Here is a 23,784-nt window from a genome sequence, read left to right on the forward strand (position 1 = left end):
CCTTGAACGATATGACCAAAAATTTGATTCTGTGGCTGGTGATCGCCGCTGTGCTGTTCACCGTGTTCCAGGGTTTCAACCAGGAACAGGCGGACCCCAAGCTCACTTACTCCGAGTTTGTGAGTGCGGTGAAAAACGACCAGGTGCGGGAAGTGACCGTGGACGGCCTCAGAATTGAGGGGGTCTACAGTGACGGCTCGCGCTTTACCACGATTCGTCCTCAATTGCCGGACAACAAGATCATCGACGAGCTGATCAACCACCGGGTCGACGTCGAGGGTGTCGAGCCTTCGACCCCGAGCCTCTGGCAGCAGCTGCTGGTGGCCAGCTTCCCGATTTTGATCATTATTGCGGTGTTCCTGTTCTTTATGCGCCAGATGCAGGGCGGTGCAGGTGGCCGCGGCGGCCCCATGAGCTTTGGCAAGAGCAAGGCGCGGCTGCTGGGTGAAGACCAGATCAAGACCACCTTTGCCGATGTCGCCGGGGTCGACGAAGCCCGGGAAGATGTGCAGGAGCTGGTTGAATACCTGCGCGATCCCTCCAAATTCCAGCGTCTTGGCGGCCAGATCCCGCGCGGCGTGCTGATGGCGGGCCCGCCCGGGACCGGTAAGACCCTGCTCGCCAAGGCCATCGCCGGCGAGGCCAAGGTGCCTTTCTTCTCGATTTCCGGTTCCGACTTCGTGGAGATGTTTGTCGGTGTCGGTGCCTCCCGGGTACGGGATATGTTCGAGCAGGCCAAAAAACAGTCGCCGTGTATCATCTTTATTGATGAAATCGACGCCGTGGGTCGCCATCGGGGCGGCGGTCACGGGGGCGGTCACGATGAGCGTGAGCAGACCCTGAACCAGCTGCTGGTGGAAATGGACGGCTTTGAAGGTAACGAAGGGGTTATCGTGATTGCCGCCACCAACCGCCCAGACGTGCTCGATAAGGCGCTGCTGCGCCCGGGTCGCTTCGACCGCCAGGTGGTGGTGGGACTGCCCGATATTCGCGGCCGCGAACAGATTCTCAAGGTCCATATGCGCAAGGTGCCGATCGACGAGCGCACCAACCCGGGCATTATCGCCCGCGGTACGCCGGGCTTCTCGGGTGCTGACCTGGCCAACCTGGTGAACGAGGCCGCGCTCTTCGCGGCGCGTGGCAACAAGCGCCTGGTGACCATGGAAGAGTTCGAGAAGGCGCGCGACAAGATCATGATGGGGGCCGAGCGCCGCTCCATGGTGATGAGCGAAAAAGAGAAGGAAAACACCGCCTACCACGAAGCCGGCCATGCCATTGTCGGCAAGTTGGTGCCGGAGCACGACCCGATTCACAAGGTCACCATTATCCCTCGTGGCCGGGCTCTGGGTGTCACCCAATTCCTGCCGGAAGGCGACAAGTACAGCATGAGCCGTCGGGCTATCGAGTCCAGCATCTGTACCCTGTTCGGCGGTCGTATTGCCGAGGAGATGACCCTGGGCGCTGAGGGTATTACGACCGGTGCTTCGAACGATATCGAGCGGGCCACCGAGCTGGCGCGCAACATGGTGACCAAGTGGGGGCTGTCTGACAAGCTGGGCCCGCTTCACTATGGTGAAGATGAAGGCATGATGCCCGGTACCGGTAAGGCCAACTATTCCGGCGATACCTCCAAGCTCATCGATGAAGAGGTGCGCCGTATTATTGATAGCTGCTACAAACGGGCCGATCAAATCCTGCACGACAACCGCGATATTCTGGAGGCCATGAAAGAAGCGCTGATGGAGTACGAAACCATCGATGCCGAGCAGGTCGAAGACCTGATGGCCCGTCGCAAGGTGCGTCCGCCGCGGGATTGGCACGATGACGACTTCAACAGCCACTTGCGCAACAAAGACGGCAAGGGCGAAAGTGAAGATGCCAAAGACGGCAAGCAAGCCGACGACGGCAAAACCGGGCCCATTGGCGGTCCGGCGGAAGATCACTGACGCCAGTCATCATCAGGTTATAATTGAGACCCCGGGGCAACCCGGGGTTTTTGTTTTACTGGACCCTAAGCGAGACCGGTTATGCAGCTTGCGTGCGGCACCCACCGCCTGGATCTGAGTCGCCCCCAGGTGATGGGGATTCTCAATACCACCCCCGATTCCTTCTCCGACGGCGGTCACTACTACCGCAACGGACAGTTGTCTCTGGCGCGCGCCCTTGAGCGCGGCCGGCAGATGTTGGCAGAAGGGGCGGCCATCATCGATGTTGGCGGTGAGTCCACCCGTCCGGGGGCGGTGCCGGTGTCCGAACAGGAAGAGCTGGATCGGGTCGTGCCGGTGGTCGAGCGCCTGGTGGCCGAGTTGGGCGCCCTGGTATCGGTGGATACCAGCCGTCCCGGGGTGATCCGTGAGGCGGCGGCGGCCGGTGCCGGCATGCTCAACGACGTCAGGGCGCTCACGCGCGACGGCGCCCTCCAGGCCGCTGCCGACACGGGGTTGCCGGTGTGCGTGATGCACATGCAGGGGCAGCCCGACACCATGCAGGCGCAGCCCGCTTACGGGGATGTGGTAAGCGAAGTGAAGGGTTTCTTGCATCACCGGATCGACGCCTGTCGCGCTGCCGGTATCGGACCTGAGCGGCTGATCCTGGATCCCGGGTTTGGCTTTGGCAAAACTCTGGCGCATAATCTCGCTTTGTTGCGTCGCCTGCCGGAACTGGTTGCTCTGGGCTACCCGGTACTGGTGGGCATGTCGCGCAAATCCATGCTTGAACACCTGCTCGGTCGGGCTCTGGAAGACCGCCTGGCGGGCAGCCTGGCGCTGGCGCTGGCGGCGGCCCAGCGGGGCGCACATATTATCCGGGTGCACGACGTCGCAGCCACCCGGGATGTACTCGACGTCGAAGCGGCGCTGCACAGCCCGCTCGACGACTGACACGGAGAGATAAACCCATGACACGCAAATATTTTGGCACCGATGGCATTCGCGGCAAGGTAGGCGACCATCCGATCACCCCGGAGTTTATGCTCAAGCTGGGCTGGGCTGCAGGTCGGGTCCTGGTGGACCGCTACCCGGGCCCGAACCTGATCCTGATTGGCAAGGACACGCGAATTTCCGGTTATATGTTCGAATCGGCGCTGCAGGCGGGCCTGATCAGCGCCGGTGTCGATGTCGGCTTGCTGGGGCCTATGCCCACCCCCGGGATTGCCTACCTGACCCGGACCTTCCAGGCCCAGGCGGGCATCGTGATCAGCGCCTCGCACAACAGTTACCACGACAACGGCATCAAATTCTTCAGCGGCAATGGCACCAAGCTGCCGGACGAGATCGAGCGCCAGATCGAGGAAGAACTGGACAAGCCGATGGTAACGGCCGAACGTCTGGGCAAGGCCCGGCGGATCGACGACGCCGCCGGTCGCTACATTGAGTTCTGCAAGGGCACCATGCCCTGGGGGTTCAGCCTGGCGGGCCTGCAGATCGTGCTCGACTGCGCCAATGGCGCGACTTACCACATTGCGCCCAATGTCTTCAGCGAGCTGGGGGCCAAGGTGATTCCGGTTGCGGCCGAACCCAACGGCACCAACATCAACCGCAGCTGCGGCTCTACCAAGCCCGAGGCAATGAAAGAAAAGGTCGTGGAGATGGGGGCCGACCTCGGCATCGCCTTTGATGGCGACGGCGACCGGGTGGTTTTTGTCGATCACAAGGGGAATATTGTCGACGGCGATGAACTGCTGTTTATTATCGCCGAGGATGCCCATGAGTACGGCGGCGGGTGTGACGGGGTCGTGGGCACGCTGATGACCAATTTCGGCTTTGAGTTGGCGGTGAACAAACTGGGCATTCCCTTCTATCGGGCCAAAGTCGGCGACCGCTACGTCCTTGAGGCCATGCGCGATAACGGCTGGAAGTACGGCGGTGAATCTTCCGGCCACATTGTCTGCGGCAATGTCACCACTACCGGTGACGGCATCATTTCTGCCTTGCAGGTGCTCAAGGCGATGGTCAGCCGGGATGAAAGCCTGTACAAAGTGCGCCAGGGCATGACCAAAATGCCCCAGACCATGATCAACGTTCAGATGCCCACGCGCATGGATATTTCCGACAACCCCGCCATCGCCGAAGCGGTTGCCGCAACCGAGGCTAAACTTGGGGATACAGGTAGGGTATTATTGCGCCCCTCCGGCACCGAGCCCGTTGTTCGGGTGATGGTTGAAGGGCAGGATAAAGCCCAGGTCAAAGCGCTGGCCCAAGAGCTCGCGACCGCCGTGGAAAACGCACTACACTAAAAACGAGACAACTGAGAGAGACCTGGCGGGTACAGGGTGGCACAAAGTCGGTACGGGTGATTGTATGTTGCGGCTTTCTTCGCTACCATTGGCGCCCGCTTTGTCGGGAGGCACTATTTGGACGCACAAAAACCAGGCCCCCAACGACGCCCGTTGGTGGTAGCGAACTGGAAGTTGAACGGTTCCCGGCGTAGCAATCAGGCTTTATTGGAAGCGCTGGTCGCGGGCTGGAAAGCGCAATCGGGTTCGGCAGAGGTGGCGATATGTCCACCGTTTATTTATTTGCCGCAAGCCGCTGAGCTGCTGGAAAAAAGCGAATTCTACCTGGGTGGGCAGAACCTGAGTCAGTATAGCGAGGGCGCCTACACCGGTGAAGTATCGGGAAAAATGCTGGCTGAGACCGGTTGCCGGTACGTGATTATAGGCCACAGTGAGCGCCGTCAGTTGTTTAATGAAACTGACGAGTTGGTAGCCGAAAAGTTTGCGGCTGCTTTGAGCCACGGCCTGACGCCAATACTCTGCGTGGGCGAATCGCTCGAAGAGTGTGACGGCGGCCACACCTTGGCAGTCGTTGGGCGCCAGCTCGGTGTGGTTATCGACAAGGTGGGGCTGGAGGCATTTGCCCGCGCTGTGGTGGCTTATGAGCCTGTTTGGGCAATCGGCACCGGGCGTCATGCAACACCGGCTGATGCTCAGCGCGTCCACGCCTACATCCGCGAACGTCTGGGGGTGCAGGGCGAGACCATTCAGGTCTTGTACGGTGGTAGCGTAAAGCCTGATAATGCCCCCGAATTGTTTGCCATGGCAGATATCGATGGCGGCCTGATTGGTGGGGCGTCACTGAAAAGTGAAGATTTTTTGGCGATTTGTCGCGCAGCAGGGTAGAATACGCCCCCTGAAATTGACTGCGAATCAATGAGTCGCTCAATTAGAGAATTGAATGATGGAAAACCTCGTACTCGTACTACATTCGCTGACCGCAATCGCGATCGTTGTGCTTATCCTGCTTCAGCAGGGTAAGGGTGCAACCGCCGGTGCCTCCTTTGGGGGTGGCGCTTCGCAAACCGTATTCGGCAGTAGCGGCAGCGTCAGTTTCTTTGCCCGCGTGACCGCGATCATGGCGGTGGTATTCTTCGCCACCAGCTTTGGCTTGGCAATTATTGCCAAGAACAAAGCCGACATCGGTGATCTGGGCGTACCCGCTGTTATCGAATCCCGCGACGCGGTGCAAGACTCCGATATCCCCATGGTGGATGATGATGCCGACGACGGCAGCACAATCCCCGAGGTGCCGGAAGACTAAGTTGTAACAACGCGCAGCGTGTCGGGATACTGGCACGCTGGGTGTTAAGTAAGTAGTAATGAGTTTGACCCCTTATTATGCCCAAGTGGTGGAATTGGTAGACACGCTATCTTGAGGGGGTAGTGGCGCAAGCCGTGCCGGTTCAAGTCCGGCCTTGGGCACCATATTAAAAAAGGCTCTCCTAACGGAGAGCCTTTTTTTTTAAGCTTTGATGCGTCTCGCTTGAGGTTTAAGGCTGGTCAATTCCTCGATCTTGACCGGGCGGCCTTCGTCGATACTCTTGCGCGCGGCGACACCGATCAGCACAGCCATGGCACCATCCCGGAAATTGGCTTTTTGGCCCACGTTGCGCTCGGGAGGGATACCCTTAAACACATGGGCGTTGAGGATCGGATCGCCGCCCCAGTGAGCCCGGCGGACATAGGGCAATTCGATACGTCTGTGACTGCCGAAGTTGTTGGCAATATTGATCTCCTGCACACCTTCATCCCGGGCGCTGTGACTGCTAAGGCCCATTTCCTTCTCATAGATTGAGGCCTGGTCAATGGCCGCCTGTTCCAACCAGGGGATGCCTTCCCAGGTTTCGGCGCGGCCCGCCTTGCCATTGAAGGCCAGGCGGAAGCCTTCGAAGGGCGAATAGGTGGTCAGCGAATAGTTCACAATGACATTGTTGGCGTAGCGAATCTGTACGCTCATCTTGTCAAAAATGTCGATCTCTTCACGCCACAGACAGTTATCGCGAATATAGCCATCGTGATGCTCGTTGTTGACATAGAGGTTGGTCGCCAGCTCGTCCTGGGTGATATCCCAGTGGTAGTCCCCGCACGCTTTCTTGTGCGGACATCCCCGGCACTTCTCACCGCGGAATGCGTTATTCTTGCCGTAATGCTCCAGATCACCGTAAGCATGGACTTCCACCGGGTCCGATTCCAGGTACCAGTTCAGCAGGTCGAAATGGTGTGCTGACTTGTGCAGCAGCAGGGTACCCCCTTTGTCGCGCAGGCCGTGCCAGCGACGGAAGTAGGATGCGCCGTGATACGTATTCAGGTACCAATTGAAATCGACCGAAACAACGTCTCCAATCTCCTTGGTTTCCAATACTTCTTTCATGGATGTGAACATCAGACCATAGCGATAGTTGAAGGCCATGATCAGCTCGCCTTTGGAGTTTTCTACCGCCTCCTGAATGGCCGTACACTTGAACTCGTCGGTGGTCATCGGTTTTTCGGTGACCACACTGATGTTTTTTCCGAGAGACTTGATGATGATCTCATCGTGGCTGGCATCGTCCGTGGTCACCATAACGAGGTCGATATCCTCGACCTGTGCCAGCATCTGATCAATGTGGGTAAAGGTCGGGCAATCGACCCCAATATACTCCTTGGCAAAGGCCAGACGACCGGGGTTGAGGTCACACAGTGCGACAAACTCAACGCTATCACTGAAGTTCTGCACCAGGTCACGCCCCCAGAAGCGCACGCCCCGAATACCGGTACCGACCAAGGCGACACGCTTCTTGCGGCCGGCAGAGGGTCCGGCAAAAGAGCCCATGGCGGTGGTGGTCAGCATGGACCCGGCGAGCACCTTGCCGGTACTGGTGATGAAGTTTCTTCGGTCAATGGAATGGTTTTTATCTGTCATGATTTTGTCTCTCATTGCTGTATTTATAATGTGTTATCACGGCTTGAGGTTACAACGCCGGGGGCTGCCAGATAGTGTGCGCTCTGGCGGTTGTGCGATCCGAACCCGGTAGCGTAAGCACCCCCATAGTTTGGCAACCAGGACTTTTTTACAAGCATCTGCAAAAGTAAACATTTGTAAAGCTCTGGTTGGGTGATACGGATACGGCTGCGTCGGGAACCCCCATTTCAATAATATGTATGATAATTGCCAAAGCAATCATGCGCCCCCAATGCTATAATTTCCAGGTGATAATGCGGGAAAATATGCCAGGCGCAAGTGTAAAGATCCTTTCTTCCCAGCCCCAAACACGTTATGGTTTATATGACTTTATGTGACGGCGGTGATCATGGCAAAAAACAATAAGCGGACACCCCACACGCTGCCTGGTCACGGCGGCCAGCGGGGCAAATTTGGTCTGGAAGTGGGTTTGGCGGTGCTGGTGCTGTTGACACTGATGGCGATCGTGGCGGAGCGCCCGATTCTCGAGACCAGCCTGACTCTCACAGCAGATGATGGCTATGTGGCCAGCTACGATGATTCGGGCGAAGGCGGGCGCAGTTCCTCGATCATTACCGATCCGCATGCCATGCAGTGGCGCTGCGAGCTTGCCGATCAGGGACCCTATACCTTTTGCGGTTTCGAGTTGATCCTGGATCTTGAGCGTCAAAGCGGCATTGACCTGCGCAGGTACGATCGCATTCGTATCGACCTGAACTACGAGGGGCCGACCGAGACCATTCGCTTCTATTTACGCAACTTCGATACCGCGTACAGCATTCCCCAGGTCAACGACTCTACCAAGTACAATCAAATCGAATTCAATGCGGCACTCGCCAGCGGCGGTGACCCCCTGGAATTTGCGATGGCAGACTTTTTTGTCGCCAACTGGTGGTTTCAGCGCTATCGCCTGTCGCCAGCGATGGGGCATCCGCAGTTCGATAATATTGTTGTGATTGAGGTGCAAACGGGGTCTACCGCCATACCCGGAGAGCACCGTTTTGAGCTGGGTAACATCACCTTTACCGGTCAGATCCTTACCACCGAGCAGTGGTACCAGTTTATCGTTGGGGTCTGGCTCGCTGCGGCCCTGATCTTCCTGGGGTCGCGTACGCTGGTATTGAAAGGCGAAATCAGGCGTCGCCGCTGGCGCGAGCGCGAACTGATGGAAATTAACCGGCTGCTCGATTCCCGCGGTCGGGCGTTGGAGGAAAAGGCGCGTACCGATCCGCTGACGGGGGCGTTTAACCGCGAGGGCATTGAAGGTGCAATCAAGGTCGGTCTTGAGGAGTATCGCCGTCAAGGCAAGCCGTTGTCATTGATTCTGCTCGACGTGGATCACTTCAAGCAAGTCAACGACCGCTTTGGTCACGGGGTGGGTGACCAGATACTGACCGGGTTGACGCGGCTCGTGCAAGCCAATATCCGCGACAGTGATATTTTTGCCCGCTGGGGTGGTGAGGAGTTCTTGTTGGTGTGTCGCAACACGTCGCTCTACGACGCGGCGAACCTGGCCGAAAAGTTACGCCAGTTGATTGCCAGCCACGACTTTGGCGAACCGGGCCGAGTCACCGCCAGCTTTGGGGTGGCGACCTTGCGTTCGCAGGAAAGCCTGGATCAGATTTTCTCGCGCACGGATGAGGCGCTGTACAAAGCCAAAGGGGCGGGCAGGGATCGGGCCGAGGTGTCCCGTTAGCGCAGAATAATGCGGTATGCCTCCTCCTCAAGATCGTAACGTTGCTTGCCCGGGATGGCTTTTATAAAGTGGGTGTCGGCATCCTGAGCGTGGTGTTGTTTCAGTGCCACCGACAAACTGTAGTGGTCGCCCAGGTGGTAGTGATGAAACTGCCAGTCCTTGTCGTTATCGTTCAGGCTCGGGTCAAAGTGGACGTGAATACTGCCGTTGTTGTCGATATGAAACTCGGGCTTGGCCAGGCCGGCGGAAATGCCGGTGCCACGGGCTTTGAAGTAGGCCTCTTTGAGTGTCCAGAGCTCGAAGAAATGTTGCCGCCGGCGCTGCTCGGGGCTTTTCTCCAACGCCTCGATTTCGCTTTCGGCAAAGAAGCGCTTGGCGACCGCGCGCCAGTTGGCGGCGCGACTGCTGTTCTCGATGTCGACGCCGATGGTGGTTTCGCCGGTAACGGCGATGGCGAGCCAGTCACCGCTGTGGCTGACACTGAAGCTCAGGGGCAGCTGAGTGTTCACAAGCTTGGGTTTGCCTTTCTGGTCCCGCTCAAACTCCCACTGCGCAGGTTTGATACTGTCACTGTACTGGGATAGGCACCAGCGCACTGAAGCGCGCGAGATCAGGCGTTCGCGCCTTACCGCCGGGCTATTGCTGGCATCCTCCAGATGTTGTTGTTCTTCATCGCTGAGCCATTCGCCGTATTGCGCGATCAGCGCCTCGTCGTCGACCGTGCGCAGATCAACCAGCCAGATGTGCACAGTTTTCAGGGGCAGTAGCTTCATAATCAGTGGTTCCGGTCGTGCTGAGTAGATGTCTGTGAGTATAGTCAAACCCGGCGCAGGTGCGAGCGTCAACCGCTGGTGTGTGTCGATCAATGTATTGCCGAATAGCTGAGCAAAAAACTGTGCGGCGAACCCGCGCCGCACAGTTTTTGTCAGGAAGGTCAGAGTTCGAGTGTAATCAGGGATTTGGCGGGCACCGGCACGATCAACTTGTCGCCACGGACATGGGCCCGATTGTAGGGGCGCGGCATCAGCTTGTCGGGGTCATCAAAAGTGTTGTGAGCGTTCATCTCATCGGCAACAAGAATTCGGCCACGGGTCACTCCTGTCACGTCTATCCCTTTCAGCTCGATCTCGACGGTGCGGGTCATGTGCGGGTCGATATTGGTCAGGCTGATGTGAATCCGGCCCTCGTTGTCGCGCGAAGCGGTGCCGCTCAGTGCTGGCAGACTTTGACTCGCGTAGGTGTACTCGCCCGTCTCCAGCGCTATGGGAAAGGCCTGAGCGTCATGGTGCACCTGGTACATATCGAACACATGGTAGGTGGGGGTCAGGATCATCTGTTCGCCATCGGTGAGAATCATGGCCTGCAGCACGTTCACGGTCTGCGCGATGTTGGCCATTTTGACCCGGTCCAGGTGGCGATGGAAGGTGTCCAGTGTAACGGAGGCTGTGAGCGCATCGCGCAGGGTGTTCTGTTGATACAGGAAGCCGGGAATCGAGCCCTCTTCCTGTTCGTGCCAGGTACCCCATTCACCCACGATCAGCCATACGCGCTGCTCGGGGTCGTACTTGTCCATGATTGCGATGTGCCGGGTGAGCAGCTCTTCCATCTCTTGTGTGCGCTCCATCAGTTCGAACCAGTCACTCTCGTCAAAGTCGACTGCCTGGCCTTTTTGGGTCACCCAGTCGCCCTGGATGGTGTAGTGATGCAGGTCCAGGCCATCGATCATATCGCCGGCGCGTTTCATCATCACTTCGGTCCAGTGGTAATCGTCACCGGCCGCCCCGGCTGCGACCCGGAAGGGGCGAACATTCTCATAGGGGTGCAGATAGGTGGCGTAACGGCGATAGAGATCGGCGTAGTACTCAGGACGCATGTTGCCGCCGCAGCCCCAGCTCTCGTTGCCCACGCCCCAGTACTCCACATTCCAGGGGGCTTCCCGGCCGTTTTCGGCGCGCAGGCGCGACATGGGACTTTCGCCCGGGTGGTTCATATACTGCCACCAGTCGGCCATATCCTGGACGGTGCCGCTGCCGACATTGCCGACTACGACTGGCTCGGTGCCCAGCTCGTCCACCAGGGCCATAAATTCGTGGGTGCCGACGGCGTTATTTTCGGTAACGCCGCCCCACAGGTTGTTGACCACTGAGGGGCGCTCCTCCTTGGGACCGATACCGTGCTGCCAAAAATAGTAGTCGGCAAAACAGCCGCCGGGCCAGCGCAGGTTGGGAATGGCGATGGCCTTGAGCGCCTCGACCACGTCCTGGCGAATCACATACTCGCCTTGGTCATCCTTTTTCCAAAAGCCGTCGTAAATGCCGCGCCCCAGGTGCTCGGCAAACTGACCGTAAAGGTGTCGACTGATTTCACCCGCAGAGCCTTGGGTATCAATGGTCATACGGTGGGTTTCTGCCAGAGCGCTGGCCGTTGGGAGCGCCAGACTGGCGGTGAGCAGCAGGGTGCTGAGTCGTTTCATCGTTCTATCCCGTCGGGTTATTATTGCTGGAACATAATAGTCATAAGTACAATATCATGCCGCGGGAGCGCAGGACCAGTCTGAAAACGGTAAAGGATATTAAAGATCGGAAGGATTAATCCTTCGGGTTACCGAGGTGCCGGAACTGGCCACTGATCAGCACCAGAATGCCCAGAATACCCAAGGGCAGGAGGGTGGAGACATCCAGTGCCGATTCCGCCTGTATGGCGTTGCGCGCACCGTAGATGGCGCTGCAGTAGACTGACCACTTGATTGAGAGGCCAATGACGGTGGCGGCGATGAAGGTGGGCAGTGGCAGGCGCAGCAGGCCGGCGCTGAAGTTGACGATCACGTGGGGAAAGCCCGGCAGCATACGCAGGGCGGTTTGGGTCAGCAGGTCGCCGCGCTCGGTCAGCAGTTTGTAGATCCGTTGGCCGATACGGGTACGCGGGGCCGCTTCGCGCAGGCGGCTGCTCAGGGCATAGCCGCCGAGGGCACCGGCCAGGCTGCCCGCCACCAAGAGCAGAGTGGCCGTCAGGGGCGGGTGAAACGGCGCTATTAGCCACAGACACATACTGCCCGGCAGACCCAGACTCATCATTACCGCCATGGTGATCAGGATCAGGGCGATGGCCCAAGGCTTATCCGCGGCGGATTCACCCCAACCCATGATGTGGGCGGGCGTCAGGGGGGTAAAAGTAAACGCCAGGAACAGCAGCGCCAGTCCCACCACGATGGCAACGGTACGGGTGTGTTGTCTCTGTTCCTGTTCCTGCGGATCCGGCTGGTCCATAAAAGGGCTATTGCGTCCTGTTATCGGTCTCATCTGTATTCTAGAGGACTGGAGGACAAACTACCAACCCGCTAGTCACCTATTGGCGGGGCAGGGAAGGTAGATTCAAGCCCCAGCGAACCGCGAGCATCCGCAGGGCGAAGACCACGGCGACGCCGGTGAAAAAGGCACCGGTTTCCGGCACCGACAAGGCCCGCAAGGCCAGATAGACCAGGATCCCGACGATGGCTGCTGTGGCATAAACTTCCTTGTGCAGCACCAGAGGTACGTGGGCGGTGATGACATCGCGCAAGATGCCGCCAAACACCCCGGTCATGGTGCCCATGACCACCGCGATCATCGGCGAGTGACCCGCCGCGAGCGTCAACTGCGCGCCGGAGAGCGCGAAAATCGCGAGTCCTGCGGCGTCAGCGGCCAGAAATAATAGGCCGGGGGGAGGTCGACGGCTGAGGTAGATGAGCGTGATCAGCGTCGCCATGGCGATGGTGGCCAGATACCAGTGGTCGACGATCCAGAAGATCGGATGGCGCCCCAGGAGCAGATCGCGCAAGGTGCCGCCGCCGATGGCCGTGAGCGTGGCCACGACCAGCATGCCAAAGACATCCAGATTGCGCTCGCGCGTAGCAAGCACACCGCTGGCTGCGAATACGGCAACACCGGCCAGGTCGAGGTAGTAGAGCAGCATGGGGTCTCCGTTGTGTGCCGCTGCCGGTGGGTCTGGTTGCGGGATGTGTCGGATTACGCCCTGCGGGCTAATCCGACCTACAGGGATGGGTGCCTCAGGTGTCGGATTACGCCCTGTGGGCTAATCCGACCTACGAGGGACCATGTGCCTCTGGTGTCGGATTACGCCTGCGGCTAATCCGACCTACGGGAGGCGGTGTGCCGATGTTTGTGTAGGTCGGATTAGGCGCAGCCGTAATCCGACAGTGAGGCACTGATCCGGATAATGCCTTGTGGCCGGCGTAGTCCGCTGAGGCTCAACATGAGCCGAAGGCGATAGGGTGAAGCCCAGCAGGGTGGAGCCAAGCCGTGTGCGACGCACCGTGTCAAGAACAGGTGGAGCGCCGCAAGGCGATATGGTGGGCCCAGCAGGACTTGAACCTGCGACCAATCGATTATGAGTCGACTGCTCTAACCAGCTGAGCTATAGGCCCGTAAAAAAGAGGCCGCATTATAAGGCCACCGGCGGGCGGTGGCCAGCGGCAGGCCCGCAGTGCGGGCCGGAGGTTACTCGTCCAGGAAGCTGCGCAGGTGATCGGAGCGGCTCGGGTGACGCAACTTGCGCAACGCCTTGGCTTCGATCTGGCGGATGCGCTCGCGGGTCACGTCAAACTGCTTGCCCACTTCTTCCAGGGTGTGGTCGGTGTTCATGTCGATACCGAAACGCATGCGCAGTACTTTGGCTTCCCGGGCAGTCAGGCCCGCGAGGACTTCGCGGGTGGCTTCGGTCAGGCCTTCAGTGGTGGCCGACTCAATCGGTGACACAATGGTGGTGTCCTCGATAAAATCACCCAGGTGCGAGTCTTCGTCGTCGCCAATGGGCGTCTCCATGGAGATCGGCTCTTTGGCGATTTTGAGCACCTTGCGCACTTTGTCTTCGGGCATTTCCATGCGCTCACCCAGCTCTTCCGGGGTGGGCTCGCGGCCCATCTCCTGCAGCATCTGGCGGGACACACGGTTGAGTTTGTTGATGGTCTCAATCATGTGCACCGGAATCCGGATGGTGCGCGCCTGGTCGGCGATGGAGCGGGTGATGGCCTGGCGAATCCACCAGGTGGCATAGGTGGAGAACTTGTAGCCCCGACGGTATTCAAACTTGTCCACGGCTTTCATCAGGCCGATGTTGCCTTCCTGAATCAGGTCCAGGAACTGCAGGCCGCGGTTGGTGTACTTTTTGGCGATGGAAATCACCAGACGCAAGTTGGCCTCCACCATTTCTTTCTTGGCGCGGCGGGCGCGGGCCTCACCGATGGACATGCGGCGGTTGATGTCCTTGATCAACATCAGGGTCAGGCCGCTCTCTTCCTCGATCTGCTGCAACTTGCGTTGGGCGCGGGCAATATCGCCCTCAACCCCGCGCAGGGCGTCGGAGTAATCGCGCTTCTTCTTGATGATCTCGGGAATCCAGGCTTCGTTGGTCTCGTTGCCCGGGAATTCCTTCATAAAGGTTTTGCGCGGCATCTTGCTGTGACGCACACACAAACGCATGATGGCGCGCTCTTCGCGGCGAACGCGCTCCAGGATAATGCGCACCTGGGTGTAGATGGGTTCGAACTGGCGTGGCGGCAATTTGAAGAACTTGAACAGTTCGCCGAGGGCGGTCAGTTCTTTTTGGGCCTGTTTGCTTTCGCGACCGTGTTTGGCGGCGATTTTTTCGGCCTTGGTCAGCTGTTTTTGCAAGTCGGCAAAGCGCGCACGGGCTTCTTCCGGATCGACACCGGAGGTGGTTTCTTCTTCCTCCTCCGGCTCATCGGAATCGTCATCGTTGTTGTCATCAGACGCTTTGGTGCTGGCGCTGTCATCGCTGCGCGGGGTCGCCGGCGGGATGTTGTCGTGAGGATCGAGCCAGCCGATGATAACGTCGGGCAGGCGACGCTCTTCCTTTTCCACCAGATCAAATTCGTCAATGATCTGCTGAACGGCGCCGGGCCAGTAGGCCAGGGCGTGCATCAGCTCGCGTACGCCCTCTTCGATACGCTTGGCAATGGCGATCTCGCCCTCACGGGTGAGCAGCTCCACGGTACCCATTTCGCGCATGTACATGCGCACCGGGTCGGTGGTGCGACCGGCTTCGGTCTCCACGGCGGCCAGTGCGGCGGCGGCCTCGGCGGCGGCAATCTCATCGGGCGAGGCTTCGCCGTCGGTCATCAGCAGGGTTTCGGCGTCTGGTGCGGTTTCGTAGACGCGAATACCCATGTCGTTGATCATCTGAATGATGTCTTCGACCTGATCGGGATCTGAGATGTCCTCCGGCAAGTGGTCGTTGACCTCGGAGTAAGTCAGGTAACCCTGTTCCTTGCCCCGGGCAATCAACTCTTTGATGCGAGACTGTTGCTGTTTAGCGTCGTCAGCCATTCGGTACCCTGTAACGTGTGGAGGTGATAGAAATGCAAAGCGCGCGATTATAACGTAACTATTGGCCCGGATTCCATAAAATCAACCCTCGGGGGTGATTTTACCGGCCAGTGCCTGGTCGACCAGCTGCTTTTTTTCCTCGGCGCTGAGCTGGCCGAAATCGGCCTGCTTGAGCCGTGCCAGCGACGCCTGTCGGCGCTCCTCGCTCAGTTGTCGGCGCAATCCGGTCAGGCAGTCGCGCAATGCGCTGGCGGCGTCGTACTCGGCCTTGGCGGCCTTATCCGGCCGGGGCCGGGCTATGGCGCTGGCGGCAGCCAAAAGGTCGTGACCGGCAATCGCCGCCAGGGTTTCAGTGGCGTCTGGCCCGTAGGTGCCCTGCCAGAAGCCGATGATATGCGAGAGCCGGTAGTGGGGGCGTTCGCGCAGTAGGGCCAGGAGTTGGCGCAGTTGCACCAGCTCGGGCTCGTCCCGGGCCAGTGCTTCGTCCAGATCGCCCAGCTCAAGCTCGGCCGCCAGCGCCGGGTGAGCCAAGAGTAGCCCAAGGGCCTTGCGCGCTGGTCGAAGCAAGTACTTACTTGGTGCGCGGGCCTCGGCTTCCGGGGCGAACGGGTTATCTGGCAGGCCCTCGAAGTAACCGTCGTAATCCGGTGGCGGCTCGTCGGCCGCGCCTTCCGGTCGGTCGGGAGCAAGGGCCCCGGGGCCCGGATCGTCGGTGTGCAGTGGCGCAGCCGGCGGTGCACTCGGGCGCGCTTCTGAAGGCGCGGGCGTTTCCGGTGCGGGCGTTTCCGGTGCGGGCGGGCTGGCCCGGTTCGTCGACGCGCTGATCAGCTCCTGCAGTGTACGCCGGTTGAGGCCGGTGCGGGTCGCGAGGCTGTCGAACATCAATTCCCGGAACACACCTTTGGGCAATTTTGCCAGCATAGGGGCGGCCCGTTTACTGAGCGTAGCGCGCCCGTCCATGGAGCGTATATTCAAATCTTCTGACACCGCATCGAACAAAAAGTCTTCCAGCGGCACGGCCAGCTCGATCATGTGGGTGAACTTGTCCGGTCCGATCTGGCGCACCAGGGTATCCGGGTCTTCGCCGTCGGGCAAAAACAGGAACTTGACCGTGCGCCCATCCTCCATCACTGGCAGCGCGCTTTCCAGCGCACGCAGGGCCGCGTTGCGACCCGCCTTGTCGCCGTCAAAGCAGAAAACGACTTCTTGCGTGTAGCGGAAGGCCCGACGCAGGTGGTCCTCGCCGCAGGCCGTGCCCAGGGTGGCAACGCCATAGCGGATGCCGAACTGGGCCAGGCTGACCACGTCCATGTAGCCTTCGACCACGAGCAGGCGCGGCAGGCTGCGGTAGGCCAGGCGCGCTTCGAACAGCCCGTAGAGCTCCTGGCCCTTGTGAAACACCGGGGTTTCCGGGGAGTTCAGGTACTTGGGCTTGTCGTCGCCCAGCACCCGGCCACCGAAGCCGATGACCCGCCCACGGGTGTCGCGGATGGGGAACATGATCCGGTGGCGAAAGCGGTCGTAGAGTTTTTTCTGCTCGGCCTGGTGAATGAGCATGCCGCCGTCGATCAGCAGTTGCTTGTCTTCCTCGGTCTGCGCCAGGGCCTTGAGCAGGTTGTCCCAGCCCGGGGGAGCAAAGCCGACGCCATAATCCTTGGCTGTGCGCCCGTCGAGCCCGCGGCGCTTGAGGTAGTCCACGGCCTTTTGGCGGCTGGGGTGGTGACGCAACTGATTCTGGTAGTAGTCGTCGGCCTTCTCCAGCAGCGTGTAAATGTTCTTTTTCTGCTCGGCGCGCTGCTCCTGAGCGGCGCTGCGTTCTTCCCGGGGCACTTCGAGCCCGGCGACTCGGGCCAGGCTGTCCACGGCGTCGGGAAAGCTCAGGCGCTCGTATTCCATCAAAAAACCGATGGCGTTGCCGCTCGCGCCGCAGCCAAAGCAGTAGTAGAACTGTTTGTCCTGACTGACGGTGAAGGAGGGGGTCTTTTCGTCGTGAAACGGGCAGCAGGCGCTGTAGTTCTTGCCGGTCTTCTTCAGCTTGACGCGATGATCCACAACCTCGACGATATCGAGGCGGTCGAGCAGGTCGTCGACAAAGTTTTGTGGAATCAGGCCGGCCATAGTGTCGTCACAAAATTGCGTCGAGGAAAGGACGTCGGGTTATTGTGTCATAAAGTGACCAGCGGCGCTCTGGTGCAGTGGCCGCGGGGGAGGGATCAGCCGAGTTTGGCTTTGATGCGCTTGCTGACCTCGGCCATATCGGCGCGCCCCTGCATCTGAGGCTTGAGCTGGCTCATTACCTGACCCATCTCGCGCATAGTGCTGGCGCCGCTGGAGACGATAGCGGCGTCGATCATCCGGTCGATGTCTTCGAGGCTCAGGGGTTGGGGGAGAAATTCCTGAATGACGCCGATCTCGAAGCGTTCCTGAGCGGCGAGCTCCTCGCGACCGGCATCGATATACTGCTGGGCAGAATCGCGCCGCTGCTTGAGCATCTTGTCGAGCACAGCCAGCACCCGAGCGTCATCCAGTTCGATGCGCTCGTCCACTTCGATGCGTTTGAACTCCGCCATAGTCAGACGCAGGACACCCAGGCGCTCTTTTTCTTTGGCGCGCATGGCATCCTTAACGGCGGCGTTGATCTGTGCTTTTAGCTCAGAGCCGGACATGGGGCTGCTCCCGAGGGCAAAATTGACCGGGGCGGGCGCTGAGTGGCCCGCACCCAATCAATACAGGCGCTGAAACTTCTTGGTTTCGCGCTGGAGTTTCTTGGCGTGACGCTTAACGGCAGCTGCACGCTCGCGCTTACGCACGGAGGTGGGCTTCTCGTAAAACTCACGGCCGCGAACTTCGGCCAAAATGCCGGCTTTTTCGCAAGAACGCTTGAAACGGCGCAGGGCTACGTCAAACGGCTCGTTGTCTTTAATCTTTACTGAAGGCATGCTTTTACCTTTACTGGGTCAATTCAGCCCGCCGTTGCCTCGAGTTGTACGGTCGGGTTCCTAAGGGGCGCAGATTCTAACCATTTACCGTGCCCGCTGCAACTGTCAATTGTACTCCAGGTAACAAATCCTTTGGGCACTGGCGGGTGGCGCCGCGCGCCTTTATCATACGCCCCTTTCTTTCAGGCATTCTGTCAGGGTTTGGCAAGGGGCAAAGCTATGCGCGTACTGGGTATCGAAACCTCCTGCGACGAGACCGGGGTCGCCATTTACGATGGCGAGCGGGGTCTGCTGGCGCACGCCCTTTACAGTCAGATCGACCTGCATGCTGAGTATGGTGGCGTGGTGCCCGAACTGGCCTCGCGCGACCATGTGCGCAAGCTGTTGCCCCTGATTGAGCAGGTGATGGCCGAGTGTGGCTCCCAAAAGGAAGATATAGACGCCATTTGCTACACCGCGGGCCCGGGTTTGATCGGTGCCCTGATGGTGGGGGCATCCCTCGGGCGCGCCCTTGCGTATGCTTGGGGGGTGCCGGCGGTGGGCGTCCACCATATGGAGGGTCATCTGCTGGCGCCGATGCTGGAGGCGTCGCCGCCAGCGTTCCCGTTTGTGGCCCTGCTGGTCTCCGGTGGCCACACCCAGTTGGTGGCAGTAAAGGGTATTGGTCAGTACGAAATGCTGGGGGAATCCCTGGATGATGCGGCGGGCGAGGCCTTTGACAAGGCCGCCAAGATGCTCGACCTGGATTACCCCGGTGGCCCGCATATTGCGCGCCTCGCCGAACGCGGTACGCCTGGGCGCTTCACCTTCCCCCGGCCCATGGTTGACCGGCCGGGGCTGGACTTCAGTTTTAGCGGGCTCAAGACCTACACCCTGAACACGGTGGCCGAGCATGCGCAGGTCGATGGCTTGCCCGACGAGCAGACCTGCGCGGACATCGCGCACGCCTTCCAGGAGGCGGTTGTGGGTACCCTGGCGATCAAATGCCGCCGGGCGCTGGAGCAAACCGGCCTGAAAACCCTGATTATCGCCGGGGGCGTGTCAGCCAATACCCGCCTGCGGACGGAGCTGGAGGCCGCTCTGGGTAAAATCGGCGCGCGGGTGTACTACGCGCGCCCGGCGTTCTGTACCGACAATGGCGCCATGATCGCCTATGCGGGCTGCCAGCGTCTGATGGCGGGGCAGCGTGAGAGTCTGGCGGTGAACGTCAAGGCGCGCTGGCCGCTCGACAGCTTGCCGCCGCTGTAATCAATGAAAGTAGTTTCCCCACAAGAGGCGCGTCTATGGATATTGTGTATATCCGTGATTTACAGATCGAAACCATTATTGGCATTTATGATTGGGAGCGGCAGGTCAAGCAGACAGTGAGTTTGGACCTGGACATGGCGGCGGATATCCGCAAAGCCGCCGAGACCGACGACATCCAGTACGCGCTCAACTACAAGGCAGTGTCCAAACGCCTGATTGCCTATGTCGAAAACCGGGATGCCTTGCTGGTAGAATCATTGGCAGAAGAGGTGGCCGCGATTATCCGCAACGAGTTCGGCGTGCCCTGGGTGCGTCTGCGCTTGAGTAAGCCGGGTGCATTGCGTGGTGCGCGTGATGTGGGGCTGATTATCGAGCGGGGGGAAAAACCGCAATGACAGGGGTTTACCTGAGTCTGGGGAGCAACATGGCGCGCGAGCAGCATATTCTCGCGGCCCTTGATGCCCTGCGGGCCCAATTCGGTGAGCTGAGTATCTCCTCGGTGTTTGAAAGCGAGGCTGTGGGCTTCGACGGAAGCAATTTTTACAATTTGGTGGTGGGCATAGATACGGCGCTGTCCATTGCCGAATTGTCTGACGTTCTGAAAACCATAGAAGATGATAATGGCCGCTGTCGGAAAGGCCCGAAGTTCAGTTCCCGAACCCTGGATATCGATATTCTCACCTATGGCGACTTCGTCGGCTCCGAGGCCGGGGTAGATCTGCCGCGGGATGAAATTACCAAAAACGCCTTTGTGCTATGGCCCCTGGCGGAAATTGCCCCTGATACCCTCCACCCGGTCGCGGGCAAAGCCTATCGTCAGCTCTGGCTCGACTATGACAAAAACCGCCAGCGCCTGTGGCCGGTGGATTTTGTCTGGCAGGGGCAGGTGATTTCTTCCGCGCTTTAGCCTGCCAGCGAGCGACCACCGTCGACGGCGATAATTTGCCCGGTGATATAGGGTGCGTCGCGCACCAGAAACAAAATCGTCCGGGCAATGTCGTCCGGGTGTCCCTCCCGCCCCAGCGGTACTTTGTGCAGAATCCCCTGTTTGGCATCCTCGCTCATGTCGGCGTCACTTTCCGGCCACAGAATGGCGCCCGGTGCGATGCCATTGACGCGCACCTCGGGCGCGAGCTCGCGCGCCAGTGACTTGGTCAGCATGACGTTACCGGCTTTGGCGGCACAGTAAATCGGGTGTTGGCTCAGAGGTCGGTCGGCGTGAATATCCGCCATGTTGACGATGGTCCCGCCGCTGGCACGCAGGGCTGGTGCGAGCGCCTGGGCGAGAAAAAACGGCGCCTTGAGGTTGCTGTTGATCAGGTCGTCCCAGTGCGCCTCGGTGGCTTCGCCCACCGGCGTCGGAAAAAAGCTCGAGGCGTTGTTGATCAGCGCGTCCAGGCGCTGCCATTGGGCGAGCGCCGCACGCGCGAGTTGTTCGACGTCAGTCGATTGGTTCAGGTCAGCCTGAAGGGCCACGGCGGAATCCGGGCGCGTCCGGTTGAGGTCTGCCGCCAGTTGTTCGGCATCGTTGGCCGAGTGTCGGTAGTGCAGCACAATCCGGTAGCCGGCGGCGTGGAGCGTACGTGCGGTTTGCGCACCGAGGCGTTTGGCGCTGCCGGTAATCAGGGCGACGGGAATCACGTCAGTCATTGAGGGCATCCTTTGACAGGGTCTTTAACGCCAGCAGGCGTTCACGTTCAAGCGCGTCGCCCAGGTCTTTGCCGGACAAGCCGCGGGCGACCAAGTCCTTTACGTTGACGGCTTGGCACTGGCTCAACGCTTGGCGAAAAAGTTTTGCCTGGGGGTAGCTGCGGTCTTCAAACCCGGTGCGCCCCCGGGCGTCAGCTTCGCAGGCCAACAGGAACTGCTCAAAACGCCCAGGGCGGCGCAAGGCGTCGGTACGTTTGAGCACCTTGAGCAGGGTAGCCGGCTTCAGCTCGGCGGCCCGGTGGCAGTGCAGGTGAAATTCGCTCACCAGCAGCGCCAGTTCCCGGTAGTCTTTGGGAACGCTCAAGCGTTCGCACAGCGCCCGCACCAGCGGCAGGCCCCTGGTTTCGTGACCAATATGACGAGGCCATTCACTTTGCGGTGTCACACCTTTGCCCAAATCGTGGGTCAGGGCGGCAAAGCGCACCTGGGTGTCGTCGCTCAGGCGTGCGGCCTGCTCGAGTACCATCAGGGTGTGAATGCCGGTGTCGATTTCCGGGTGGTACTCGGCTCGCTGGGGGACGCCAAAAAGCGCGTCGACTTCCGGCATCAGTCGGGCCAGGGCGCCGCACTCGCGCAGCGCTGAGATATACACCTGCGGCTGGGCTTCACCCAGGGCGCGCTCGGTTTCTTTCCAGACCCGCTCGGGCACCAGGTGGTCCACTTCTCCCGCGGCGACGATGTCGCGCATGAGCGTGGCCGTTTCCTTGGCGATGGTAAACCCCAGGTGGGCGTAGCGGGCGGCAAAGCGTGCAACCCGCACGACCCGTAGAGGATCTTCCACAAAGGCCGGAGACACGTGGCGCAGGACTTTTGCGGCGAGGTCGGCCTGTCCACCCCAGGGGTCGATCACGCGCCCCTGGTCGTCTTCGGCCATGGCGTTGATGGTCAGGTCCCGGCGTTGCAGGTCCTGCTCCAGAGTGACATCCGGTGCGCAGTGGAAGGTGAAGCCGCCGTAGCCGTGACCGCTTTTGCGCTCGGTGCGCGCCAGGGCGTACTCCTCTCTGGTTTCCGGATGCAGAAACACCGGGAAGTCCTTGCCCACGGGTTTAAAACCCTGAGCCTGCAGGGTATCCGGTTGAGCGCCGACCACCACCCAATCATTTTCGTGATGGGGGTAACCCAACAGCTTGTCGCGCACGGCGCCACCAACTCGATAGATCTGCATGGTTTTCGTCTGAATCCACTCTTTTCTGAAAAGACGATGAGTTTGACATAAAAAAGCGCGATCTGCTTATTGTTGGCGGCTGCCGATTGTTTTAGACTCAGTGAACTCGGGGCCGCTTTCGCGAGCGCCGCCGTTCTCTGAACTGATTTGACCATGAGCTACCCCATGAACTGTATGACCCCAGTGATTCGTTCCGTCGCACTGCACGCCCTATGGCGCGCGGTGGTGCGTGCACGTGGGCTGCGGCAGGGGATTTGGCAATGAGTTTCAGTGATACCTGATTGAATTTACCCCAAGCCGCAGCGCCAACCGCCTGCGGCTTTTTTGTTTTTCCTTCCTCAAAAATCCCGCCGGCGGTACGCGCTCACAACAGGATGTGTGTCATGACGATCGCAATTGGATTTATTTTGGTGATACTGATTTGGGCCACTACGCCGCTCAGTATTCAATGGAGCAGTGACAGCCTGAGTTTTGTCGCCGCCGCCAGCGCCCGCATGGTGTTGGCGTTGGTGCTCGCCCTGATTATTAATGCCTTGTTTAACCGGCCGGCGCTGTTTGCTCAACCCGGTGCCTGGAAGGTCTATCTGGCGGCGGCGATCGGCATCTTTCCCAATATGCCCCTGGTGTACTGGTCCGCGCAGTTTATTCCCTCTGGTGTCATTGCCGTGGTGTTCGCACTCTCGCCTTTTGTCACCGGTTTGATGACCTTGCTGATTCTGCGTCAGAACCCGTTTACCCGCCGTCGGGTCCTGGCCCTGGTGGTGGCGGTCGCCGGTTTGGCGGTGATTTTTTCCGAGCAATGGCGCATTGATGTGCAAGCGGCCATCGGCATGTTGGGCATTCTCGGGTCGAGTGTGCTTTTTTCGTTCAGCAGTGTCTCGCTCAAGCGTCTGAATACGACGGTGGACCCTTTCAATCAGGCTGCGGGCGCTCTGCTGTTTGCCGTGCCGGGGTTACTGCTGTGCTGGTGGTTGCTCGATGGCGCGGCGCCCGAGGCGGTATCGGTCAAATCCGCTGGTGCGGTGGTTTATTTGGCGGTGATGGGGTCGCTGGTGGGTTTTACCCTGTTCTTCTATGTGCTCAAACACACCTCGGCCAGCGCGGTGTCGCTCACCACCTTGATAACCCCGGTGCTGGCGTTGCTGCTTGGTGCCTGGGTGGCGGGCGAGAGGCTGACCTTGTCAGTCTTGATCGGATCAGTATTGGTACTGGTGGCGTTGACCGTGTATCTGGAATTCTCGCCCAGACAGTGGTTGCAGCGCCGTGGTAAGCGGCGCCAATCATCGACAGAATTGGCGCTGAAATAGCTGCATTAAATTGGTGCACGGTGTGCCGGGATACCGGGCACTGTCGCACTGTAATGGTGCGTCATGGTTTCGGGATACTGGGTAGAAATGCCAGAAATACGTATAACGTATTGTTTTTTAAGTAAATATAAAAGTTGGCGCGGTCCCTGCTATTTACC

The 23,784-nt window shown here is 59.6% G+C and carries 21 protein-coding genes and 2 tRNA genes; 11 read left to right on the forward strand and 12 right to left on the reverse strand.

Going from position 1 to position 23,784, the window contains the following annotated elements:
- The first annotated feature begins 11 nt into the window (after nucleotides 1–11).
- The 6 genes from ftsH to DKW72_RS03690 all read left to right on the forward strand — a co-directional run bounded on the left by ftsH (nucleotide 12) and on the right by DKW72_RS03690 (nucleotide 5,701).
- On the forward strand, nucleotides 12–1,946 hold the full coding sequence (gene ftsH, locus DKW72_RS03665) for an ATP-dependent zinc metalloprotease FtsH (RefSeq protein ID WP_111641330.1): 1,935 nt from the start codon (nucleotides 12–14) through the stop codon (nucleotides 1,944–1,946).
- An 81-nt stretch (nucleotides 1,947–2,027) separates the two neighbouring features.
- A complete protein-coding gene (gene folP, locus DKW72_RS03670; protein WP_111640982.1) occupies nucleotides 2,028–2,879 on the forward strand; it encodes a dihydropteroate synthase in 852 nt (283 codons plus the stop codon).
- Between the two features lie 17 nt (nucleotides 2,880–2,896).
- Nucleotides 2,897–4,234: a phosphoglucosamine mutase gene (gene glmM, locus DKW72_RS03675; RefSeq protein WP_111640983.1), complete on the forward strand. Its 1,338-nt coding sequence runs from the start codon at nucleotides 2,897–2,899 to the stop codon at nucleotides 4,232–4,234.
- A 117-nt stretch (nucleotides 4,235–4,351) separates the two neighbouring features.
- Nucleotides 4,352–5,119 (forward strand): triose-phosphate isomerase, encoded by a 768-nt coding sequence (gene tpiA, locus DKW72_RS03680; protein WP_232522306.1) that lies wholly within the window; start codon nucleotides 4,352–4,354, stop codon nucleotides 5,117–5,119.
- A gap of 55 nt (nucleotides 5,120–5,174) precedes the next feature.
- Nucleotides 5,175–5,537: a preprotein translocase subunit SecG gene (gene secG, locus DKW72_RS03685; protein ID WP_332835784.1), complete on the forward strand. Its 363-nt coding sequence runs from the start codon at nucleotides 5,175–5,177 to the stop codon at nucleotides 5,535–5,537.
- A gap of 79 nt (nucleotides 5,538–5,616) precedes the next feature.
- Nucleotides 5,617–5,701: transfer RNA gene (locus DKW72_RS03690), tRNA-Leu, on the forward strand.
- Nucleotides 5,702–5,738: 37 nt separating this feature from the next.
- Here DKW72_RS03690 and DKW72_RS03695 read toward each other — a convergent pair.
- On the reverse strand, nucleotides 5,739–7,178 hold the full coding sequence (locus DKW72_RS03695; protein WP_111640986.1) for a Gfo/Idh/MocA family oxidoreductase: 1,440 nt from the start codon (nucleotides 7,176–7,178) through the stop codon (nucleotides 5,739–5,741).
- A gap of 388 nt (nucleotides 7,179–7,566) precedes the next feature.
- Here DKW72_RS03695 and DKW72_RS03700 point away from each other — a divergent pair, with 388 nt between their 5' ends.
- Nucleotides 7,567–8,913 carry a GGDEF domain-containing protein gene (locus tag DKW72_RS03700; RefSeq protein ID WP_111640987.1) on the forward strand — a complete coding sequence of 449 codons (1,347 nt, stop codon included), beginning with the start codon at nucleotides 7,567–7,569 and terminating at the stop codon, nucleotides 8,911–8,913.
- On the opposite strand, the gene DKW72_RS03705 is transcribed toward DKW72_RS03700, so the two are convergent.
- The 9 genes from DKW72_RS03705 to rpsU all read right to left on the reverse strand — a co-directional run bounded on the left by DKW72_RS03705 (nucleotide 8,910) and on the right by rpsU (nucleotide 18,196).
- Entirely contained in the window at nucleotides 8,910–9,686 is a 777-nt protein-coding gene (locus DKW72_RS03705; RefSeq protein ID WP_111640988.1) for a 4'-phosphopantetheinyl transferase family protein, read from the reverse strand. The two genes, DKW72_RS03700 and DKW72_RS03705, sit on opposite strands and share 4 nt — an antisense overlap.
- 161 nt (nucleotides 9,687–9,847) lie before the next feature.
- Nucleotides 9,848–11,386, reverse strand: coding sequence for an alpha-N-arabinofuranosidase (locus DKW72_RS03710; RefSeq protein ID WP_198411209.1), 1,539 nt, complete (start codon nucleotides 11,384–11,386; stop codon nucleotides 9,848–9,850).
- A gap of 115 nt (nucleotides 11,387–11,501) precedes the next feature.
- Nucleotides 11,502–12,212, reverse strand: coding sequence for a TVP38/TMEM64 family protein (locus DKW72_RS03715; protein ID WP_111640989.1), 711 nt, complete (start codon nucleotides 12,210–12,212; stop codon nucleotides 11,502–11,504).
- A 46-nt stretch (nucleotides 12,213–12,258) separates the two neighbouring features.
- Nucleotides 12,259–12,864 carry a trimeric intracellular cation channel family protein gene (locus tag DKW72_RS03720; protein ID WP_111640990.1) on the reverse strand — a complete coding sequence of 202 codons (606 nt, stop codon included), beginning with the start codon at nucleotides 12,862–12,864 and terminating at the stop codon, nucleotides 12,259–12,261.
- A gap of 395 nt (nucleotides 12,865–13,259) precedes the next feature.
- Nucleotides 13,260–13,336: transfer RNA gene (locus DKW72_RS03725), tRNA-Ile, on the reverse strand.
- Nucleotides 13,337–13,409: 73 nt separating this feature from the next.
- Nucleotides 13,410–15,257, reverse strand: a complete 1,848-nt coding sequence (gene rpoD, locus DKW72_RS03730; RefSeq protein WP_111640991.1) for an RNA polymerase sigma factor RpoD — start codon at nucleotides 15,255–15,257, stop codon at nucleotides 13,410–13,412.
- Nucleotides 15,258–15,338: 81 nt separating this feature from the next.
- A complete protein-coding gene (gene dnaG, locus DKW72_RS03735; protein WP_111640992.1) occupies nucleotides 15,339–17,375 on the reverse strand; it encodes a DNA primase in 2,037 nt (678 codons plus the stop codon).
- A 95-nt stretch (nucleotides 17,376–17,470) separates the two neighbouring features.
- Nucleotides 17,471–17,923, reverse strand: a complete 453-nt coding sequence (locus tag DKW72_RS03740; protein WP_111640993.1) for a GatB/YqeY domain-containing protein — start codon at nucleotides 17,921–17,923, stop codon at nucleotides 17,471–17,473.
- 57 nt (nucleotides 17,924–17,980) lie between these two features.
- Nucleotides 17,981–18,196 (reverse strand): 30S ribosomal protein S21, encoded by a 216-nt coding sequence (rpsU, locus tag DKW72_RS03745; RefSeq protein ID WP_111640994.1) that lies wholly within the window; start codon nucleotides 18,194–18,196, stop codon nucleotides 17,981–17,983.
- A gap of 219 nt (nucleotides 18,197–18,415) precedes the next feature.
- Between rpsU and tsaD the strand changes: the two genes are divergently transcribed.
- The 3 genes from tsaD to folK are packed head-to-tail and all read left to right on the forward strand — an operon-like array spanning nucleotide 18,416 to nucleotide 20,351.
- Nucleotides 18,416–19,444 (forward strand): tRNA (adenosine(37)-N6)-threonylcarbamoyltransferase complex transferase subunit TsaD, encoded by a 1,029-nt coding sequence (tsaD, locus tag DKW72_RS03750; RefSeq protein ID WP_111640995.1) that lies wholly within the window; start codon nucleotides 18,416–18,418, stop codon nucleotides 19,442–19,444.
- A 35-nt stretch (nucleotides 19,445–19,479) separates the two neighbouring features.
- Complete coding sequence (folB, locus tag DKW72_RS03755; RefSeq protein ID WP_111640996.1) at nucleotides 19,480–19,839, forward strand: dihydroneopterin aldolase; 360 nt, start codon at nucleotides 19,480–19,482, stop codon at nucleotides 19,837–19,839.
- Nucleotides 19,836–20,351 (forward strand): 2-amino-4-hydroxy-6-hydroxymethyldihydropteridine diphosphokinase, encoded by a 516-nt coding sequence (gene folK, locus DKW72_RS03760; RefSeq protein WP_111640997.1) that lies wholly within the window; start codon nucleotides 19,836–19,838, stop codon nucleotides 20,349–20,351. Before folB ends, folK begins: the two co-directional genes overlap by 4 nt.
- Here folK and DKW72_RS03765 read toward each other — a convergent pair.
- Both DKW72_RS03765 and DKW72_RS03770 read right to left on the reverse strand, forming a co-directional pair.
- Nucleotides 20,348–21,094 (reverse strand): pteridine reductase, encoded by a 747-nt coding sequence (locus DKW72_RS03765; protein WP_198411210.1) that lies wholly within the window; start codon nucleotides 21,092–21,094, stop codon nucleotides 20,348–20,350. The two genes, folK and DKW72_RS03765, sit on opposite strands and share 4 nt — an antisense overlap.
- Complete coding sequence (locus tag DKW72_RS03770; protein WP_111640999.1) at nucleotides 21,087–22,319, reverse strand: multifunctional CCA addition/repair protein; 1,233 nt, start codon at nucleotides 22,317–22,319, stop codon at nucleotides 21,087–21,089. Before DKW72_RS03770 ends, DKW72_RS03765 begins: the two co-directional genes overlap by 8 nt.
- Nucleotides 22,320–22,702: 383 nt before the next feature.
- Here DKW72_RS03770 and DKW72_RS03775 point away from each other — a divergent pair, with 383 nt between their 5' ends.
- Entirely contained in the window at nucleotides 22,703–23,626 is a 924-nt protein-coding gene (locus DKW72_RS03775; RefSeq protein ID WP_111641000.1) for a DMT family transporter, read from the forward strand.
- The last annotated feature ends 158 nt before the right edge of the window (nucleotides 23,627–23,784 follow it).

The sequence above is a fragment of the Marinimicrobium alkaliphilum genome (assembly GCF_003259155.1).
Classification (GTDB): Bacteria; Pseudomonadota; Gammaproteobacteria; order Pseudomonadales; family Cellvibrionaceae; genus Marinimicrobium_A; species Marinimicrobium_A alkaliphilum.

Excerpts from the sequence above, each read along its gene's own strand:
- ftsH (WP_111641330.1), top strand. The coding sequence starts at position 12 with ATGACCAAAAATTTGATTCTGTGGCTGGTGATCGCCGCTGTGCTGTTC.
- folP (WP_111640982.1), top strand. The coding sequence starts at position 2,028 with ATGCAGCTTGCGTGCGGCACCCACCGCCTGGATCTGAGTCGCCCCCAG.
- glmM (WP_111640983.1), top strand. The coding sequence starts at position 2,897 with ATGACACGCAAATATTTTGGCACCGATGGCATTCGCGGCAAGGTAGGC.
- secG (WP_332835784.1), top strand. The coding sequence starts at position 5,175 with ATGATGGAAAACCTCGTACTCGTACTACATTCGCTGACCGCAATCGCG.
- DKW72_RS03695 (WP_111640986.1), bottom strand. The coding sequence starts at position 7,178 with ATGACAGATAAAAACCATTCCATTGACCGAAGAAACTTCATCACCAGT.
- DKW72_RS03700 (WP_111640987.1), top strand. The coding sequence starts at position 7,567 with ATGGCAAAAAACAATAAGCGGACACCCCACACGCTGCCTGGTCACGGC.
- DKW72_RS03705 (WP_111640988.1), bottom strand. The coding sequence starts at position 9,686 with ATGAAGCTACTGCCCCTGAAAACTGTGCACATCTGGCTGGTTGATCTG.
- DKW72_RS03710 (WP_198411209.1), bottom strand. The coding sequence starts at position 11,386 with ATGAAACGACTCAGCACCCTGCTGCTCACCGCCAGTCTGGCGCTCCCA.
- DKW72_RS03715 (WP_111640989.1), bottom strand. The coding sequence starts at position 12,212 with ATGAGACCGATAACAGGACGCAATAGCCCTTTTATGGACCAGCCGGAT.
- DKW72_RS03720 (WP_111640990.1), bottom strand. The coding sequence starts at position 12,864 with ATGCTGCTCTACTACCTCGACCTGGCCGGTGTTGCCGTATTCGCAGCC.
- rpoD (WP_111640991.1), bottom strand. The coding sequence starts at position 15,257 with ATGGCTGACGACGCTAAACAGCAACAGTCTCGCATCAAAGAGTTGATT.
- dnaG (WP_111640992.1), bottom strand. The coding sequence starts at position 17,375 with ATGGCCGGCCTGATTCCACAAAACTTTGTCGACGACCTGCTCGACCGC.
- DKW72_RS03740 (WP_111640993.1), bottom strand. The coding sequence starts at position 17,923 with ATGTCCGGCTCTGAGCTAAAAGCACAGATCAACGCCGCCGTTAAGGAT.
- rpsU (WP_111640994.1), bottom strand. The coding sequence starts at position 18,196 with ATGCCTTCAGTAAAGATTAAAGACAACGAGCCGTTTGACGTAGCCCTG.
- tsaD (WP_111640995.1), top strand. The coding sequence starts at position 18,416 with ATGCGCGTACTGGGTATCGAAACCTCCTGCGACGAGACCGGGGTCGCC.
- folB (WP_111640996.1), top strand. The coding sequence starts at position 19,480 with ATGGATATTGTGTATATCCGTGATTTACAGATCGAAACCATTATTGGC.
- folK (WP_111640997.1), top strand. The coding sequence starts at position 19,836 with ATGACAGGGGTTTACCTGAGTCTGGGGAGCAACATGGCGCGCGAGCAG.
- DKW72_RS03765 (WP_198411210.1), bottom strand. The coding sequence starts at position 21,094 with ATGACTGACGTGATTCCCGTCGCCCTGATTACCGGCAGCGCCAAACGC.
- DKW72_RS03770 (WP_111640999.1), bottom strand. The coding sequence starts at position 22,319 with ATGCAGATCTATCGAGTTGGTGGCGCCGTGCGCGACAAGCTGTTGGGT.
- DKW72_RS03775 (WP_111641000.1), top strand. The coding sequence starts at position 22,703 with ATGACGATCGCAATTGGATTTATTTTGGTGATACTGATTTGGGCCACT.